Raw genomic sequence first — 18,235 nt, forward strand, 5'->3', positions numbered from 1 at the left:
ACCCATGACCACCACCCCCGTCCTGATCGCGGGCGACCACTTCGTGACGCCCGACCTGGTCACCGACGCGCTGCGGGCGCGGATCGGCCCGGTGTTCACCGCCCGCACGCTGACGCTGCCCTGGCCACACGTCCCGTTCGGCCGGATCGCCGAGGTGGACGAGGCGTCCGGTGACGAGGACGAGCTGATCGCGGCGCTGGCCGGGGTGGAGGTGGCGGTGACCCAGATGGGACCGTTCACCGCCCGGGTGCTGGGCGCGGCGGAGGCGCTGCGGCTGGTCGTGGTGTGTCGGGGCGGCCCGGTCAACGTCAACCTGGCGGCCGCGGCGCAGGCCGGCGTGCGGGTCCGGAGCACGCCGGGACGCAACGCGATCGCCGCGGCCGAGCACGCCGTGGCGCTGATCCTGGCCGCCCTGCGGCAGATCCCCGACCGGCACGCCGGCGTCCGGGACGGTGCCTGGCGCAGCGATCTGTACGCGCTGGACGAGGTCGGCTCCGAACTGGCCGGCAGCACGGTCGGGCTGGTCGGCTACGGCGCGATCGGCCGCCGGGTCGGTCGGATCCTGCGGGCCTTCGACGCGGAGGTGCTGGTCCACGACCCGTACGCCGATCCGGCCACCCTGGACGGAGCGAGCCCGGTCGGGCTGGCCGAGCTGCTGGAACGTTCGGCGGTGTTGAGCCTGCACGCCCGGTTGACCCCGGAGACCGCCGGAATGATCGGGGTGAAGGAGCTGGCCCTGCTGCCCCGTGGCGCCGTACTGGTGAACACCGCGCGCGGCGGTCTGCTCGACTACGACGCCGTGGTGGACGCGCTGGAGTCGGGGCAGTTGGGCGGGGCCGGGTTCGATGTCTTCGACGCGGAGCCGCTGCCGACCGGCTCGCGGCTGCGTACCGCGCCCCGGGTGGTGCTCACCCCGCATCTGGCCGGCGCCACCCGGCAGACCGCCGAGCGGGCCGCCGCCCAGGCCGCCGACGCCGTCGCCGACTACCTCGCCGAGCGGAACCGGTGACCGATCCCGAGCCCGTGACCGACCCTGGATCGACGATCGGGGCGGAGGCGGGGACCGGCGGGGGACTCGTCGCGCTGCTGCCCGTCGCCACGGCCGCGGTGGACCTCGCCGCCGACCTGGTCCGGAGCGGTCGGCCCGGTGCGCTGACCGCCAAGGGCGAACGGGACATGGCCTCCGAGGTGGACTTCGCGGTCGAGCGGGCGGTCCGGGAGTACCTGCGCCGACGTACCCCGCAGATCGGGTTCGTGGGCGAGGAGGAGGGTGCGCTGGATCCCGACGCCGAGCTGGTCTGGGTACTCGACCCGGTGGACGGGACGGTGAACTTCGTCCACGGCCTGCCGCTGGTGGCGGTGTCGCTGGGACTGCTCCGGGGCGGGCGGCCGGTTCTCGGCGTGATCGACCTGCCACTGCTCGGCCAGCGTTACTGGGCGGTCGAGGGTGCGGGCGCGTACGCCGACGGGAAGCGGATCTCGGCGAACCGGCCGGCGCGGCTGGACGAGGCGCTGGTGGCGATCGGCGACTACGCGGTGGGCAGCGGCGCGGCCGGGCGTAACCGCGAGCGGCTGGCGATGACGGCCGCGCTGGTGTCCCGGGCCCAGCGGGTCCGGATGCTCGGCACCGCCGCGGTGGACCTCGCCTGGCTGGCCTCGGGCCGGCTGGACGCGCTGGTGATGTTCTCCAACAACCCGTGGGACGTGACCGCCGGGGTGGTGCTGGCCCGGGAGGCCGGGGCCCGGACGGTGGACCGGGACGGCAGCGAACACAGCCTCGCCGCGACGGCCACCATCGCCGCCGCGCCACCGTGCTGGACGAGATCCTGACCCTGGTACGCGGTCTCGCGGACTGAATCCTCCGGCACCACTCTTAACGGCCGATGGCCGGTTCTTAACATCCTCCTCGGTGCACTGGTAGCCGGTACCAGTCCTGTACCGCCACCCGTCGCACTGCGCACACGACCGCACCCGCTCCGTTTTTGCCTGCTCCGCAGCCTCGATCCCGCACTTGCCCCGCCGGTTCCGATCGTGTTAACTACCGACGGTATGTGTTAACAACGTCGTGATAGCAACGCTCTACGGCGTTAAGAGCGGTGGGTTGCCGCCGGTCATCCCGAGGAGGCTCGATGTTCCTGACGATCGCGCATCGGGGCGACCCGCTCGCCCACCGCGAGAACACCATGCCGGCGTTCCAGTCGGCGGTGGACAAGGGCGCGAACACGCTCGAGTTCGACCTGCGACTGACCCGCGACGGCCACATCGCACTGCTGCACGACGCCCGGCTGGACCGGTTGTGGGACGTACCGGCGGCGATCGCCGACCTGACTCTCGCGCAGGTGCGGGCGGCCGGCACCGACGGCTACCGGGTGCCCACTCTGGACGAACTGCTCGTCGCCTTCCCCCGGACGTCCTTCCTGGTCGACCTGAAGACCGACGACGTTGTCGAGCCGGCGGTCCGGGAACTGCGCCGGCACGGCGACGCCTTCGAGCGGGCCATCTTCGTGGCGGCCCGGTCCGGCGGACGGGAGGCGTTGGCCCGGCTGCGCGCGGCCGAGCCGGACGCGCTGATCGGACTGGACTGGACCGAACCCGCGCCTGTGCCGCAGGAACTGCTGGACGCGCTCCGCCCGCAGTACTTCGGCCCGCGCTGGCGGGTCGCCGACGCCTGCGGGGTACCGGCGATGCGGGAACGCGGCTACCAGGTGTGGGTCGGCCCGCTCGTCGCCGAGGCAGACCTGGCCGCGGCGTACGCGTACGGAGTGGACGGCATCGTCAGCGACGACATCGACGCCCTGCTCCGGCTCGCCGCACCCGTACCGGCCGGTGAGTGACTCGACGGCACCCGGGGAGGGAAGACCGGTGCCGACTGCTGGCGACACCGCCGCGCGATCCGTGGCCCGGGCCCGACGCATCCGGCGACTGCGGGAGTACGCCCTCTTCCTGGCCTTCGTCGCGCCCAACTTCCTGCTGATCGGGATCTTCTCGTACTGGCCGGTGGTCTACAACGCCTACCTGAGCCTGACCGAGTGGGACATGATCGCCCCGGTCAAGCGGTTCGTCGGGCTGGACAACTACGTCGACCTCTTCACCGGTGACGAGTTCGTCGGAGTGCTCGGCACCACGGCGTACTTCATGGTCGGGGTGGTCGGCGGCAGTCTGGTCCTGGGCCTGGCGGTGGCGGTGCTGCTGAACCAGCGGCTGCGCGGCCGGGGACTGGTCCGGACCGTGGTCTTCGCGCCACACGTGCTCTCCGGCGCCGCGATCGGACTGGCCTGGCTGTTCATCTTCGACCCGAACTACGGGCTGTCCCGGTTCCTGTTCGAACTCGTCGGCGCCGCCTCACCGGCCTGGCTCACCGACTCCGACTGGGCCCTGCCGGCAATCATGATCGTCTACCTGTGGAAGAACGTCGGCTTCTGCGCCATCGTCTACCTGGCCGGCCTGCAGAACCTGCCCCGCGACCTCTACGAGTCGGCGGCGCTGGACGGCGCCGGCGCGTGGCGGATTTTCCGCCGGATCACCCTGCCGCTGCTCTCCCCGGTGACGTTCTTCCTCGTGGTGACGACGATCATCTCGTCGTTCCAGGCCTTCGACGTGATCGCGGTGATGACCGACGGCGGGCCGGGCGGGGCCACCACGATCCTCTCCTGGTACGTCTACGACAAGGGCTTCATCGCCTTCCAGGCCGGTCCGGCCGCCGCGGGTGCGGTGGTGATGTTCGCGATCCTGCTCGCGGTCACCCTGTTGCAGACCCGCTATCTCGAGCGAAAGGTCCACTACCGTTGACCACTCGGATGCGCCGGTTCAGCCTCTACGCGCTGCTCGCCCTGGTCGGAGTGATCATGGTGGGGCCGCTGTACTGGCTGTTCACCTCGTCGCTGAAGCAGTCCGGCGACATCTACACCTTCCCGCCCGTCTGGTGGCCCGGCGACCTGCGCTGGGGCAACTACGCGGAGGCGTGGCGGGCCGCGCCGTTCGGCCAGTTCTACCTCAACTCCCTGCTCACCACCGGGTCCGGGGCGCTGCTGGAGGTGGCGAACGCGGTACTCACCGCGTACGCCTTCGTGTTCCTGCGGTTCCCGGCCAAGCGGGTGCTGTTCGCCGCGCTGCTCGGCGCGCTGATGGTGCCCGGACACGTCACCCTGCTCGCCAACTACCTGACCGTGGCCGACCTGGGCTGGATCAACACCTACCAGGGCATCGTCATCCCGGGCGCGGCCTCGGCGTTCGGCGCGTTCCTGTTGCGCCAGCACATGCTGACCATTCCCATCGAGATCATCGAGGCGGCCCGGGCGGACGGCGCCGGGCACCTGCGCATCCTGTTCCGGGTCGTGCTGCCGCTGTCCCGCCCGATGCTGATCACGGTCGCGATCGTGTCGCTGGTCAGCAAGTGGAACGACTTCATCTGGCCGTTGATCGTCACGAACACCGAGACCATGCGGACCCTGCCGGTGGGGCTGCTGATGCTCAAGGACGCCGACGGCTACGTCAACTGGGGCGCGGTGATGGCCGCGACCGTGTTCGTCGTACTCCCGGTACTCGCCGTCTTCTTCGTCGCCCAGCGGCAGATCGTCGCCGGCCTCACCCAGGGTGCCGTCAAGGGCTGACATCCGACCTGCTCTTCACTCCCGGAGGGAACCGATCATGTCCACACCCCTTTCCCGGCGCCGGTTGCTCGGCCTCGCCGGCGGCGCCGCTCTCGCGTTGACGCCGCTCGGCTGCGGCGGTGGCGGCGGAAGCGGCGGCAGCCAGTTCAGCCAGCCGAAGGGCGACGTGCCCGGCCAGTACGCCAAGCGGCAGCGGGTGGTGGTCTGGTACCCGTACAGCGGGGTGCCGGCCGACGCGTTCAACCGGCTGGTCGGCAAGTTCAACGAGTCCCAGCAGGACGTCTACCTGGAGGCGCAGTTCCAGGGCACCTACGACGAGGTGTCCCAGAAGCTCGCCGCCGGCCTCCAGGCCCGACAGATCCCGGAGCTGTGCATCTTCTCCGAGGTGACCTGGCACCGGTTCCATCTCAACCAGACGCTGGAGCCGATGACCGGCTACTTCGACAACGACTTCTCCCCCACCGGGTACGTCGACTCGCTGATCAACGAGGGCACCGTCCGGAACGAGGTCTGGTGGGTGCCGTTCGGGCGCAGCACGCCACTGTTCTACTACAACCGGGACATGTTCGCGAAGGCCGGCCTGCCGGACCGGGGCCCGAAGACCTGGGACGAGTTGCGGGAGTGGGCACCGGCGCTGCGGAAGGTGAGCGTCGGCGGCCGGGCGCCCCGGCTGCACGCGTACCCGAGGGTCGACGGGGACTGGATGTTCCAGGGCGCGGTGTGGCAGTGGGGCGGGAACTACTCCAGGGGGATGGAGGTGGCCATCGACACCGGCGGCGCGGTCGAGGCCGGTGAGTGGCAGCGGCGACTGATCCACCAGGACAAGCTCGCCTACATGACCGAGAGCCCCCGGGTCGACTTCACCAACGGGCTGATCGCGACGCTCCAGGACTCCACCGGGGTGATGACGACGCTGACCAAGGAGGCCAAGTTCGCGTTCGGCGCCGCCTTCCTGCCGGAGCAGAAGGCGTTCGGCTGCCCGACCGGCGGCGGCGGGCTGGCGATGCTGGCCGGTCCGCCCAAGGAGCGCAAGGAGGCGGCGTTCGAGTTCATCCGGTTCGCCGCCAGGCCGGAGAACGTGGCGCAGTGGTCGGTCGACACCGGCTACCTGCCCTCCACGAAGGCGGCGCAGCAGACCCCGGAGTTGCAGAAGCTCTTCACCGAGCGGCCGGGCTACAAGGTCGCGGTGGACCAGTTGCCGAAGACCCAGGCACAGGACCAGGTCCGGTTGCTGGTGCCGAACGCGAACAAGGCCATCTACGGCGGCCTACAGAAGATCTACGCCGACAACCAGCCGGCCCAGCAGGTCTTCTCCGCGGTCGCGGAGGAGCTGCGCAAGAACGCCGAGAGTGTCAAGGACGCGGTCGCGAAGTACAGCTGAGTCACCAGGTACGGCTGACCAGCCTCCGCCCCGCACCGGCCCGCCGCCTCGCACCTCACGGAGACGGCGGGCGGTAGGCGGACGACCCAGACATCCGGGCGAACACCTGTCGCCTATCATGGCCGGAGCACAGATCCGCCGGCCGCCACGGGTTACCTGTCGAGAGCGGCTCGACGGTCAGGCGACGCGAGGGAAACAGATGAGTGTTTATCGGATTGTCATCACGCCGGAGCGGGAGGGTGCGGACGCATCCCGGCCAGACCTCGAAGCAACGATCAAGGTCGAGACCGGTGCGCCGGACCCACGGATCATCGAGATGACAGTCCGGTCCACCGCTCCCTCCGGCCTGTTCGCCACGGACCTTCCGGGCATCGACCTCGAAGCGGTCGTCCGGGCCCTCAGCGCCGGGGTGCGTGCCGCGGTCCCCGGGCCAGCCGCCCCGGACGGGGAACGGCGCCACTCCGAAGCCCAGGTCGCGGACTCGTCCGCATCGCGATTCGCCGGCCAGCCCGTCGACCAGCCGGAAGCCGCGTCGGACGACCGGTCGGCGGACGAGCCTGCTGCGACGCAAGCGGCCCTGCCGATAGCCAGACCCCGGAAGCCCGTCGCTGCTCCGGCGTCGGCCAGTCCGGTCGAACAGACCGCGGGCAACGGTTCAGGACGGGCGTATCGCCGCATGCCGGCCGTTGACGAGGTCCGCGCCGCCTACGAGCGGATCGGCAGTGTCACGGGACTGGCGCAGCACTTCAACGTGCCGCGGCATACCGCCCAGGGTTGGATGACACGGGTTCGCAAGCTGACGGACAGCACACCGTAGGCGACTTCCATCCCGCGTCGTTGCCAGAGCTCCCGAGCAGCGCCAGGCAAAGGATCCACATATGGTGGACTCGTATACCATCACCGTCACGCCGGACGACCAATCCAAGTCGAGTGCGGTCATTCGGATAGAGCTTGAGCCGACGGCCCTCCGCGTACGCGGGATAACCGTTCACATCGGCGCCGAGGGCGCACCACTTCCAGACGCACTCGCCGACCTCGACTTCGCCCTGCTGATAAAGCAGGCGACACAGCTCTCCGAGGGCCGCCTGCCAACGGTCACGCCCACACCGCCACGGGACCCGTCGCCGACCGGTCCACGTCCGGAACAGGAGAGCGCGGCCGAAGCCGAGGTGCCCCGACGGCTCCCGCGCGGCTCGGACAAGGGCCGGCAGCCGAGAATGCCCGACGGGCAGGCGCGGCGCGTGAACGACATGCCGTCCGACTTCGCGGTGAACTACTGGCGGCTCGGGAGCGTCACGAAGGTCGCGGAGCATTACGAGGTGCCGAGCCAGATCGTCCGTGGTTGGGTCCGGATGCTGCGCCGCAGCGGTACGCTGCCGAGCCCCTGGCAGGGTAAGAAGACCTCCCGGTCCTGATCCGACCCCGCACGACGGCGCCGTCGGCGGATCACCCGCGGCGGAACCGGTACGTGCCGGAGCCGACCGTGAAGACCGCCGACCCGTCGTCGGCGCGGTGGCTGGCGCGTACTCCGTCGGCGTCGGACGCGGGCGTTCCGCCCTCGGTGACGTCCGCCGGGTCGGCGTCCGGCACCCACACCTCGGCCGTGGTGTTCGGCGGCACCGTCACGTCGAGGACGAACGTCCCCGCCTCGTCCCGCCAGGCCACGGCGGCCCGGCCCTGCACCGTCGCCAACTCGGCCTCGGCGCTCGCCAGTCCCCCGCCCGGCCGGGGCCGGATCCGGATCGTCCGGTACCCCGGCGCGGTCGGGGCGAGCCCGGCGACGGTGCGGTAGAGCCAGTCGCCGACAGCGCCGTACGCGTAGTGGTTGAACGAGGTCATGTGCGGGTTCTGGAAGCCACGGGAGTCGCTCCACGAGTCCCAGCGCTCCCAGATGGTCGTGGCGTCGCCGTGCACCACCGGATACAGCCAGGACGGGTACCCCTGCTGGGTCAACAACCGGTACGCCACGTCCACCCGACCGCCGTCGGTCAGCGCGTCGAGCAGCCACGGAGTGCCGAGGAACCCGGTGGTCAGATGGTCGTGCCGGGCGGCCACCTCGGCGACCAGCCGGTCCACCGCCGCCGGCCGGTCGGCGGCGGGCAGCAGGTCGGCGTGCAGCGCCAGCACGTACGCGGTCTGGGTCCCGGACGAGACCCGGCCGCCGCCACCGACGTACCGGGCCTGGAACTCGGCGCGCAGCCGGTCGGCGAGGGCGTGCCAGTCCCCCGCCCTCGGGTCGGCAACGCTCTCGGCGAGCCGGGCGGCGAGTCGGGCCGTGTACGCGAAGTACGCGGCGTTGACCAGTTCCTTCGGGGTCGGGGTGACGGCGAGCCAGTCGGCGTACCCGCCGTCGGGCTGGTCGCCGCCGCCCCGCCGGTCGAGGTACCGCAGCCAGCCGTCCATCGCGTCCAGGCTCTCGGTCACCGCGCGCCGATCGGCGTACGCGGTCAGCAGCCGCTCCGGCACGATCGCCACGGCGTCGCCCCAGCCGCCGCTGCCGGCCCAGCGGGTCGGGTTGTCGACCTGGGCGCCGGTCATCACGTCGGGTGCCACGTGCGCGATCGCGCCGTCCGGGCGCTGGGCGTCGCGGACGTCCTGCAACCACTTGCGCAGGAACGAGCGGACGTCGTAGTTGAAGGCGGCGGTGGCGGCGAAGACCTGGGCGTCCCCGGTCCAGCCCAACCGCTCGTCCCGCTGCGGGCAGTCGGTGGGTACGGTGAGGAAGTTGCCGCGCTGGCTCCACACGATGTTCGCCTGGAGCCGGTTCAGCGGCTCCGACGAACAGGCGAACCGGCCGGTGGCCGGCATGTCGGCGTACGCGACCACGGCGGTGACGTCGGTGCCGTCCAGTGGCCCCGACAGGCCGCTGACCTCGCAGTAGCGGAAGCCGTGCACGGTGAACCGGGGCTCGTACTCCTCGCCGTCCGGATCGCCGCGCAGCACGTACTCGTCGGTGGCCCGTGCGGTCCGCAGGGCCGTCAGGTACAGCTCACCGTCCGGGCCCCGCACCTCGGCGTGGCGCAGCATGACCCGTTGCCCCGCCGGACCACGCAGCCGCAGTCGCACCCAGCCGGCGACGTTCTGGCCGAAGTCGGCGATGACGGTGCCCGGCCGGAGTTCGGTGACGGTCCGCGCCGGCAGTTCGTGCAGTGCGCGGATCGGCTCGGCGATCTGGGCCTGGGGCTCGCCGGCCGGTCCGGGTACCGGCACCGCCGCCGGCCAGCCCGTGTCGTCGAAGTCGGGCTCCCGCCAGCCGGCCGGCTCGCGCCGGGCGTCGTAGACCTCGCCGTTCTGCAGGTCGGCGTAGCGCAGGCCGCCCTCGCCGGTCCGCCACCGCCCGTCGGTGCCGAGCACGGTGTGCGTACCGTCGTCGAGGTCCAGGTGCAGTTCGGCGCGGAGCGCACGGACGTCGCCGTAGTGTCCGGCACCGAGGAAGCCGACCTGGCCGGCGTACCACCCGTCGGCGAGGGTCGCGGCGAGCGCGTTGCGTCCCGGCCGGAGCAGGGCGGTGACGTCGTAACTCTGGTACGGCACCCGTCGCTGGTAGTCGGTCCAGCCGGGAGCGAGCCGGTGGTCGCCGACCGGCGTCCCGTTGATCGTCAGCTCGTACAGCCCGGCGGCGGTGGCGTAGAGCCGGGCCCGCCGCACCGGCGCCGCCACCTCGAAGGCACGCCGCAGGTACGGGCTCGTTCGGTGGGTGGCCGGCTCCCGGCCCCACGGCGGGTTGCCGTGCGGCCCGAGTGCGACCGCCTTGGCCCAGCCGGAGTCGTCGTGGTCGGGCCGGGCCCAGTCCGGTGCCGCCTCGCCGGAACCGGCCTGCTCGTCCGGGCCGACCTGCTCATCCGGACCTGCCCACTCGCCGGAACCGGCCCGCTCATCCGGACCGGCCTGCCGCGTCTGGATCGGGGCGGCGGCGGCCCACCACCGGTCGTCGGCGACCACCAGCACCGGGGGCAGGTCGGCCAGGCTCACCGTCAGCCGGGCGACCAGGCCGCCGGGCAGTGCGCCGGCCACTGCGCGCAGCGCGAGCACGTTGCGGCCGACCCGGACCGCCGGGCGCGGATCGGCGTCGTGCACCGGCACGCCGTTGAGCCAGGCGGTGATCTCGGCGGCGCCGCCGGTGGTCAGCCGTGCTCCGGTCACCGCGCGGCCGGGCGGCACGGTGAACTCGGTCCGGAACAGCACCTCCGTCGGCGTCGGCGTGCCGGCCGCCCATATCCGTCCGATGTTCTCGAACGGCGCACGGGTGTCCAGGTCGATCCGGACCGGTGCGGCGGCCTCGGCGGCCGAACTGATCCAACCGGCGGTCCACTCGCCGGGGCGCATCAGGCCGCTTTCCCAGGTCGCCGGCTCGCTCCAGGCGGAGGGCTCGACGCGCTCGTCGATGATCCGGACCCGCCAGTGGTAGCGGGTCCGGGGGCGCGGCGTCGGGCCGCCGTACGGCACGTCGACGGAGTCGGCGGAGGCGACGGTCCCGGAGTCCCAGACCACGGCGTCGGCGTCGTCGGTGACCACGATCTGGTACGCCGTCTGCGCGCGTCCTCGGGCCGTGGCGGGAAGTTGCCAGCCGAGCAGCGGCCGGGGTTCGTCGATACCGATCGGGTCGACGGCCCGCTCGACGCTCAGGGACACCGGCCGGATCCTGGACTGGCTAGTTGTCACGTCGACTCCTGTGAAGATGACAATGAAACCTTTCAGAACCGGCAGAGGTTAACACCGGACTCGCGCTTGTCAAGGCGCTCAGGAGCACCCAATCGCATGCCGAGCAGGGGGTTGACAGCCCGGTTAATGGGCTCGTAACCTCCAGCCCAGGCTGATAAATCTCACACTTTTGCCTGAGTACTTCTCAACACTACTGAGAGCGCCCGCCTGGGCACGACTTCTGAAACGTTCCATCGGCTCTCGGGGCCGCCCCAGCACAGGAGGAACACATGACAGGGCAGTTCGGCAGGGCGCAGCAGCGTACGACGATCAGCCGGGCAGGTTTCCTGCGCCTCCTCGGTGGAGCCACCGCCGCCACCGCCGTACCCGGATTGCTGGCCGGCTGCGGCGGCGGGTCGGGCAGCGGCGACGGCAAGAACCTCAAGATGATCGGCGCCGGCAGCCAGGAGGCCGGACTGGCGCTCGCCCTCGACCAGTACAAGCAGCAGCACCCGGACGTCTCGATCAACCTCTCCTTCGCACCGGCCGACCAGATCCAGACCTCGGTACGGGCGCAACTGGCCGCCGGGAACGCACCGGACCTGCACGCGGTCTACCCCGGCAACGGCAGCGCGATGTCCATGGTGCAGATCAGCAAGGCCGGGCTGCTCGCCGACCTCAGCGCGCAGTCGTGGACCCAGCGCATCCCGACCGGTTTCAAGGGCGCTTACCAGAACGACGGCAAGACGTACATCTTCTCGCCCGGGACGAGCGTGCTCGGCGCGGTCTACAACAAGAAGGCGTTCGCCGCCGCGGGCGTCGAGCCGCCGACCACCTGGAGCGAGCTGATCCGGGTCTGCGAGACGCTCAAGCGCAAGGGCATCGTGCCGATCGCGCTCGGCGCGCAGACCCCCTGGGTCACCCAGCTCATCAACTACGCGCTGGTGCCGTCCAAGGTCTACGCCAAGCAGCCCGACTTCGACGACCGGATGGGCGCCGGCACCACGAGCTTCGCCCAGTCCGGCTGGCGGGACGCCATGGCCGCGTACCTCGAACTCCAGGAGCGGGGCTTCTTCAACGACAACCCGAACGGCACCACGTACGAGCAGTCGGTCTCGCTGGTCGGCACCGGCAAGGCGGGGATGGCGATCCAGGTCTCCGCCGTACTCGACGCGTTCCGCAAGGCGGCGGCGAGCCCGGACGACATCGCGATGTTCCCGATGCCCGGCAGCGACGTCGCGGCGGAGAACTGGATCCCGGGCGGGATCGTGGTCGGCATCGGGGTCAGTGCCAAGAGCAAGGGCCTCGAGGCGGCGAAGTCGTTCGTCGACTTCTGCGCCCAACCGGCGATCGTCGGGGCGTGGGCGAAGGCCGCCGCCTGTGTGCCGCTCTACGCCGACGGTGAGCCCGACGTCGACCCGGTGCTCAAGCCGTTCATGCCGTACCTGGCGGAGAACAAGGCGGTGCCGTTCATGGACCAGCGCTGGCCCAACGCCCAGGTCCAGCCGACCCACTTCGCGGTGGTGCAGGAACTGCTCGGCGGCCGGAACACCATCGAGGGCGCGCTGACCAAGATGGACGAGGCGTACCGGAAGGCGTCATGACCGTACTGAAGGACGCGCCGGCGGGCGCGGCGCGCGCGGTCCCCACGACGCCGCGCCGCCGCCGACGGCGGTCGGGTACGGCCCCGCCGTGGCTGTTCGCCGTGCCGGCCATCGCCGTGTACGCCCTGGTGGTGCTCTACCCCAGCCTCGCCGGGGTCGGCTCGGCGTTCACCGACTGGTCCGGGGTGGGCCAGGACCGCTCGTTCGTCGGCCTGGCGAACTTCCGCGAACTCCTGCACGACGAGCAGGCACTCGGCTCGCTGCGCAACACGCTGCTGCTGACCGTCGCGATCGTCTTCGTGCAGAACGGCATCGGCCTGCTGCTCGCGCTCGGCGTGCACACCGCGATCAAGAGCCGGATGGCGCTGCGGGCGGTCTTCTTCGCCCCGGTGGTGGTCAGCCCGGTGATGGTGGCCTTCCTGTGGAAGTACGTCTACAACCCGGCACCCGACGCCGGGCTCAACGCGATGCTCGGCGCGGTCGGGCTGGGCGGGCTGCGCCAGGACTGGCTCGGCAACCCCGACATCGCGATCTGGTCGGTGGCGTTCACGGTGATCTGGCAGTGCGCCGGGTACTCGATGGTGATCTTCCTGGCCGGGCTGGAGGGCGTACCCCGGGAGCTGCACGAGGCGGCGATGGTGGACGGCGCCGGCACCCTGCACCGGTTCCGGTACATCACCTGGCCGCTGCTGGCCCCCGCCGTGACGATCAACCTGATGCTCTCCACCGTCGGCGGGCTGACGCTGTTCAGCCAGATCCTCGCGATGACGAACGGCGGGCCGGGCTACGCCACCGACACCCTGTCGACGGTGCTCTACAAGCAGGCGTTCGTGTACGGCCGGTTCGGTTACAGCACCGCGATCGCGCTGGTGCTGGCGCTCTTCGTGGCCGCCGTGTCGTTCGTGCAGATCGCCTACCTGCGCTCCCGGGAGACGACCTCATGACCACCCGGTACCGGCCCCGGACCTTCCTGCTGGAGATCGTGATGCTGGCCGCCGCGGTGGCCTTCCTGTTCCCGGTGTACGCGCTGGTGACGCTCGCGCTCAAGGACCCGCGACAGGTGGCGAACAACCCGCTCGGGGTGCCCGCGCCGCCCAGCGTGGACAGCTTCCCGACCGCCTGGCAGTCCGCGTCCCTGGGCTCGGCGCTGGTGAACAGCGCGATCATCACGGTGGCGAGCATCGTCGCGCTGGTCGCGCTGGGCTCGCTGGCGGCGTACTTCCTGGCGCGGCGGGCCACCCGGCTCAGCTACGGGCTCTACATCCTCTTCCTGCTCGGCATCATCCTGCCGTTCCAGCTCGGCATGATCCCGCTGTACCAGCTCGTCTCCGACCTCGGCCTGATCGGCACGTACCAGGGGATGATCCTGTTCTACACCGGCATCCAGTTGCCGTTCACGGTCTTCCTCTACACCGGGTTCATCCGGTCACTGCCGGCCGACTACGCCAACGCGGCGCTGATCGACGGTGCCTCGCACCTCCAGGCGTTCACCCGGGTGGTGTTCCCGCTGCTGCGGCCGATCACCGGCACGGTGCTGATCCTCAACGCGGTGCACATCTGGAACGACTTCTTCACCCCGCTGCTCTACCTCGGCGGCTCCGGCCGGGAGACCGTACCGGTCCGGGTGTTCGCGTTCGTGAACGAGTACACCTCGGACTACGGCCTGGTCGCCGCCGGTCTGGTGCTGGCCGCGCTGCCGATCCTCGCCGTCTTCCTCGTCCTCCAGCGGTACGTCATCCGTGGCTTCTCCAGCGGACTGAAGGGCTGACCTGATGCTTCCCGAACGGCTCCCCGCCGGCCGGCTTCCCGAACGGCTCCCCGCCGCCGCCCGCCTGCCCGAACGGCTCGCGGCGGTGCTCGCCGATCCGCCGAAGTCCTTCTCCCCGGTGCCGATCTGGTGGTGGAGCGGCGAGGCGCTGGACGCCGAGCGGCTGCGCTGGCAACTCGAACGGTTCGCCGAGGGCGGTGTCTACAACCTGGTCGTCCTCAACCTGGCTCCGTCGGGGCCCGCGCACGGCGCCGATCCGGACGATCCACCGTTCCTGTCGGAACGCTGGTGGGAACTGTTCCTGGGGGCGTGTGACGACGCCAAGCGGCTCGGGATCAGCCTGTGGTTCTACGACCAGCTCGGCTTCTCCGGCGCCGACCTGCAAGCCAGACTCGTGGCCCGGCACCCGGAGTACGCTGGCCGGCGTCTGCACCGGCTCACCGTCACCGCGACCGGTGCCGGGCGGCTGGAACTGCGCTGCCCGGCGGGTGGACGGCCGATCGGCGCGGCGGTCGAGGTGGTCGACGAGGCGGGCCGACCGGCCGGGCCGCCCGAGCCGGTTCCGCTGACCGGTACCGCCGCCACCTGGCAGGCGCGCAGTCCCGGGTTCCGGCTCTCGCTGTACTACGACACCGACCACGGCTTCGACTACCTCGCCCCGACCGCCTGCGCGACCCTGCTCGACCAGGTACACGCCGAGTTCGCCCGCCGGCTCGGTGACCGGCTCGGCACCGTGGTGGTCGGCTCCTTCCAGGACGAGCTGCCGGCCCTGCCCACCTGGTCGGCCACCTTCGCCGTCGAGTTCACCGCCCGGTACGGCTACGACCTGGTTACCCGGCTCGGCGCGCTGTGGGACGCGGTGCTGCCGGACGCCGACCGGGTCCGTCGCGACTACCACGCGCTGCGGGCCACGCTCGCCGAGACGGCGTTCTTCCGCCCGCTGGCGCAGTGGCACGACCGCTACGGCCTGCTGGTCGGCTGCGACCAGCAGGATCCGGCGCGGGCCGGGCATCCCGTCGAGGGCGCCTCGTTGTACGCCGACTACCCCCGTACGCACCGCTGGTTCAGCGCGCCCGGCTCGGACCACCACGGCGACGCCCGGATCCACTCCTCCCTCGCCCACCTCTACGACCAGCCCCGGGTCTGGATCGAGGCGTTCCACTCGACCGGCTGGGGCGGCACCCTCGAGGAGACGTTCGACTGGCTGCTGCCCTGGCTGCGTACCGGCGCCACCCTCTACAACCCGCACGCCGTGTACTACTCCACCAAGGCCGGCTGGTGGGAGTGGGCGCCACCGGCGACCGACTGGCGGCAGCCGTACTGGCGGCACCACCGGGAGTTCGCCGACACCGTGACCCGGCTCTGCGCCGCGCTGTCGCTGGGCCGGCACACCTGCGAGGTCGCCGTGCTGCACCCGACCACCACCGCGCAGGCGGACCTACGACTCGACGGGGCCGGTCCGGCGGCCACCGGCGCCCAGACGGTGTACCGGGAGCTGATCGGTGACGCCGCCTGGTTCGCACCGGTCCCCGGGGTACTGGATCTGGCCGGGCTGGACGCGGACGTGATCGACGACGACTCGCTCGCCTCCGCGGAGGTGCGCGGCCGGACCCGGGGTGCCCCCTACGGTGTCACGCCACCCCGGCTGTGCGTGGCGGGCGAGGAGTACGCCGCAGTCGTGCTGCCGGCCGCGACCGTGCTGGAGGAGGCGACCGCCCACCGGCTGGACCAGTTCGTCGTGGCCGGTGGGCTGCTGGTCGCGGTCGGCGCGCTGCCGGAACGCGGCGTCTCCGACCGGACGACGGCCACACCGACGGCCGACCTGCCGACGGCCACACCGACGACCGACCAGGGGCCAGCAGGGACGGTGGCCGACGAGGTGGTGGCCCGGTTGCGGGAACGGTTCGCCACCGGCGAGGCCCGGTTCGTCCGGTCCGCCGCCGAACTGTCGGGCGCGCTCGCCGACCTGACCCCCCGGGTGGTCGCCGACGTCCCCGTACTGGCCCGCGACATCGACGGTGCGCTCACCGTCTTCGTCACCGCCACCGCGTGGAGCGCCACCGAGGTCGACGGCCGACCGGAGCAACGCGGTCCCGGGCACGGCTGGGACAACGTCGGCTACGACTTCGACCCGGCCCGCTACCTGTCCGAGGTGCGGGTCCGGGTTCGGCACGCGCCGGGCGCCCCGGTGCTGGCGAGCCCGTTCGGTACACCGCCGCGTCCACTGCCGTACACGGTGGACGGCGAGGTGACGGAGGTGGTCGTACCCTTCACCGACGGCCCGGCCGCGCTGCTGGTGTTCCCGCCCGGGTCACCGCCGGCCGCTCCCGCCGGGGCACCGCCACCGCCGGCGGCCTCCGCCGGGGTCCTGGCACCGGTGGCGGCCCCGCACCGGGAGACGCTGCCGCTCGACGGGGAATGGCTGGCCGAACTGGTGCCCACCCTGGACAACAGGTGGGGCGACTTCGCCTGGCCGCCGTCCGCCGCCACCGACCCGGTCGTGCAGCGGTGGGAGCTGGAGCACCGGTTGGACGGGGCCGACGGATGGCAGCCGGGGTTGGCCACGTTCGGGCCGCACGGCCTGGTCGGCAACGCTCCGGTGACCTACTCGGCCAGCCGGGGCATCCGGAAGGATCCGATCCACCGGCCCGCGCTGGGGCCGAAGGGACACGTGCCGGAGGAGTTCCTGGACTTCGGTCAGGTGCGGGCCGGCACGCCGGTCCGGTTCCGGGCCGAGTTCACCCTGACCGACGCCGACCTGACCGGCGTCGACCAGGACCGGCTCACCGTGTCCGTCGGTGCACCGGCCGCGAAGCGGCTCTGGTTGGACGGCGCGCCGGTGCCGATCGACGACGGTGGCGGGCACCTCGGCAGCGCGCCGGTCCGACTCGCCGCCGGGCGGCACGAACTCGAACTGGAACTCGTCCCGGCGACCGACCTGGCGCTGCGCGCACACCTCGCGTTCGTCCGGAACCCGGACCGGTACCGCCGACCGGAGTGGATCACGGTGGACGGGTTGCCGGAGCCCGGCCGCCGGATCGCCTTCGGCACCACCGTCACGCTCGACCGCCCGGCGTCCGGCGCGGCCCTCAACCTCACCGCGCTCGGCAGCGCCCGGCTGCTCGTCAACGGTGTCGAGGCGGGCCGGCAGGGCGGCTTCGCACCGTACGAGCGGCCGATTCCGACCGTGCGCCGCTACGAGTTGGGGCGGGTGCTGCGGCCCGGTGCCAACGAGGTGGTCGTCGAACTGACCGCCCCGTCACCGATCCTGGTCGACGCCGTCATCGACGGTCCCGGTCCCGACGGTCACGATCACGATCACGATCACGGTCACGGTCACGACGGCCACGGCCACGGCCACGGTCACGGTTTCGGTTTCGTCACCGACACGGACTGGTGGGCCACCGTGGACGGTACGCCGGCCAGGGTCGTCCGGCACCGCCGGGCACACCGGGTGGTCGCCGACCTGTACGTGACCCGCCGCCCGCATCCGCTGCCCGGTGCGGCCTGGCTGGACGACACCGACCAGGCCGACACCGTCGTACCGGTCACGTTCGCCGTACCCCGGCCGCCGGGCGAACGGGTGGAGTGGCTGCGGTTCGCCGTCCCGCCCGGCGCGACCCGGCTCGACCTCCGCGTCGTCGGTGACGCCGACCTGTACGTCGACGACATGCCGGTCGACGCGTACACCGGGGTCGACGGCACCGATCCGGACAGCGACGTCGGTCCGGACGGCGGTGTGTCGATGAGCGCCGAACTGCCGCCCGGCGCCCGGCTGGTTCAGCTCCGGATCCAGACCCGACCGGGGTACGAGGCGGGTGCGGCGCTCACCGGGCCGGTCCGGTTCACGGTCGGACCGGGACGGCTCGACCTCGGCGACTGGGAGCAGCACGGACTCGCCGGCTACAGCGGCGGGGTGCGGTACCGGCGCACCGTCGTCATCCCCCCGGACGCCCGGGACGCCCGGCTCGACCTCGGCCGGGTACGCGGCTCGGCGGAGGTGACGGTGGACGGCCAGAGCGTCGGAGTGCGGTTCTGCGCGCCGTACGTCTTCGACCTCGGTCGACTGGCGCCGGGCGAGCACACCGTCGACGTCGAGGTGTTCGGGACCCTCGCGCCGTATCTGGACACCGTCAGTCCGACCCACTTCGTCTTCCCGGGACAGCGGGTGTCCGGCCTCTTCGGCCCGGTAAGCCTGCACTGGGCCACCAGCGACAGCTGAGCCCCCATC

At 71.8% G+C, this 18,235-nt stretch carries 13 protein-coding genes; 12 read left to right on the forward strand and 1 reads right to left on the reverse strand.

Annotated elements, in window-relative coordinates; translation table 11 throughout:
* Window positions 1–4: 4 nt before the first annotated feature.
* From ACFP2T_RS08000 to ACFP2T_RS08035, 8 genes are all read left to right on the forward strand, one after another.
* Window positions 5–1,009 (forward strand): 2-hydroxyacid dehydrogenase, encoded by a 1,005-nt coding sequence (locus ACFP2T_RS08000; RefSeq protein ID WP_377419241.1) that lies wholly within the window; start codon window positions 5–7, stop codon window positions 1,007–1,009.
* A gap of 14 nt (window positions 1,010–1,023) precedes the next feature.
* The gene (locus tag ACFP2T_RS08005; RefSeq protein ID WP_377419243.1) at window positions 1,024–1,830 is read left to right on the forward strand and encodes an inositol monophosphatase family protein; all 807 of its coding nucleotides are present in this window, start codon (window positions 1,024–1,026) and stop codon (window positions 1,828–1,830) included.
* Between the two features lie 299 nt (window positions 1,831–2,129).
* Window positions 2,130–2,834: a glycerophosphodiester phosphodiesterase gene (locus tag ACFP2T_RS08010; RefSeq protein WP_377419245.1), complete on the forward strand. Its 705-nt coding sequence runs from the start codon at window positions 2,130–2,132 to the stop codon at window positions 2,832–2,834.
* Window positions 2,835–2,862: 28 nt separating this feature from the next.
* Entirely contained in the window at window positions 2,863–3,789 is a 927-nt protein-coding gene (locus ACFP2T_RS08015) for a carbohydrate ABC transporter permease (RefSeq protein WP_377419246.1), read from the forward strand.
* The gene (locus ACFP2T_RS08020; RefSeq protein ID WP_377419248.1) at window positions 3,786–4,610 is read left to right on the forward strand and encodes a carbohydrate ABC transporter permease; all 825 of its coding nucleotides are present in this window, start codon (window positions 3,786–3,788) and stop codon (window positions 4,608–4,610) included. Before ACFP2T_RS08015 ends, ACFP2T_RS08020 begins: the two co-directional genes overlap by 4 nt.
* A gap of 37 nt (window positions 4,611–4,647) precedes the next feature.
* Entirely contained in the window at window positions 4,648–5,991 is a 1,344-nt protein-coding gene (locus ACFP2T_RS08025; RefSeq protein WP_377419250.1) for an ABC transporter substrate-binding protein, read from the forward strand.
* 118 nt (window positions 5,992–6,109) lie between these two features.
* On the forward strand, window positions 6,110–6,808 hold the full coding sequence (locus ACFP2T_RS08030; protein WP_377419252.1) for a hypothetical protein: 699 nt from the start codon (window positions 6,110–6,112) through the stop codon (window positions 6,806–6,808).
* A gap of 61 nt (window positions 6,809–6,869) precedes the next feature.
* The gene (locus ACFP2T_RS08035; RefSeq protein ID WP_377419254.1) at window positions 6,870–7,406 is read left to right on the forward strand and encodes a hypothetical protein; all 537 of its coding nucleotides are present in this window, start codon (window positions 6,870–6,872) and stop codon (window positions 7,404–7,406) included.
* A 31-nt stretch (window positions 7,407–7,437) separates the two neighbouring features.
* On the opposite strand, the gene ACFP2T_RS08040 is transcribed toward ACFP2T_RS08035, so the two are convergent.
* Entirely contained in the window at window positions 7,438–10,623 is a 3,186-nt protein-coding gene (locus ACFP2T_RS08040; RefSeq protein ID WP_377419255.1) for a family 78 glycoside hydrolase catalytic domain, read from the reverse strand.
* Between the two features lie 299 nt (window positions 10,624–10,922).
* Between ACFP2T_RS08040 and ACFP2T_RS08045 the strand changes: the two genes are divergently transcribed.
* The 4 genes from ACFP2T_RS08045 to ACFP2T_RS08060 are packed head-to-tail and all read left to right on the forward strand — an operon-like array spanning window position 10,923 to window position 18,226.
* Window positions 10,923–12,236: an extracellular solute-binding protein gene (locus ACFP2T_RS08045; protein ID WP_377419257.1), complete on the forward strand. Its 1,314-nt coding sequence runs from the start codon at window positions 10,923–10,925 to the stop codon at window positions 12,234–12,236.
* Complete coding sequence (locus ACFP2T_RS08050; RefSeq protein ID WP_377419259.1) at window positions 12,233–13,180, forward strand: carbohydrate ABC transporter permease; 948 nt, start codon at window positions 12,233–12,235, stop codon at window positions 13,178–13,180. Before ACFP2T_RS08045 ends, ACFP2T_RS08050 begins: the two co-directional genes overlap by 4 nt.
* The gene (locus tag ACFP2T_RS08055) at window positions 13,177–14,004 is read left to right on the forward strand and encodes a carbohydrate ABC transporter permease (RefSeq protein ID WP_377419261.1); all 828 of its coding nucleotides are present in this window, start codon (window positions 13,177–13,179) and stop codon (window positions 14,002–14,004) included. Before ACFP2T_RS08050 ends, ACFP2T_RS08055 begins: the two co-directional genes overlap by 4 nt.
* 4 nt (window positions 14,005–14,008) lie before the next feature.
* Complete coding sequence (locus ACFP2T_RS08060; RefSeq protein ID WP_377419263.1) at window positions 14,009–18,226, forward strand: hypothetical protein; 4,218 nt, start codon at window positions 14,009–14,011, stop codon at window positions 18,224–18,226.
* Window positions 18,227–18,235: the final 9 nt, after the last annotated feature.

It is taken from the genome of Plantactinospora solaniradicis, assembly GCF_042658085.1.
GTDB lineage: Bacteria > Actinomycetota > Actinomycetes > Mycobacteriales > Micromonosporaceae > Plantactinospora > Plantactinospora solaniradicis.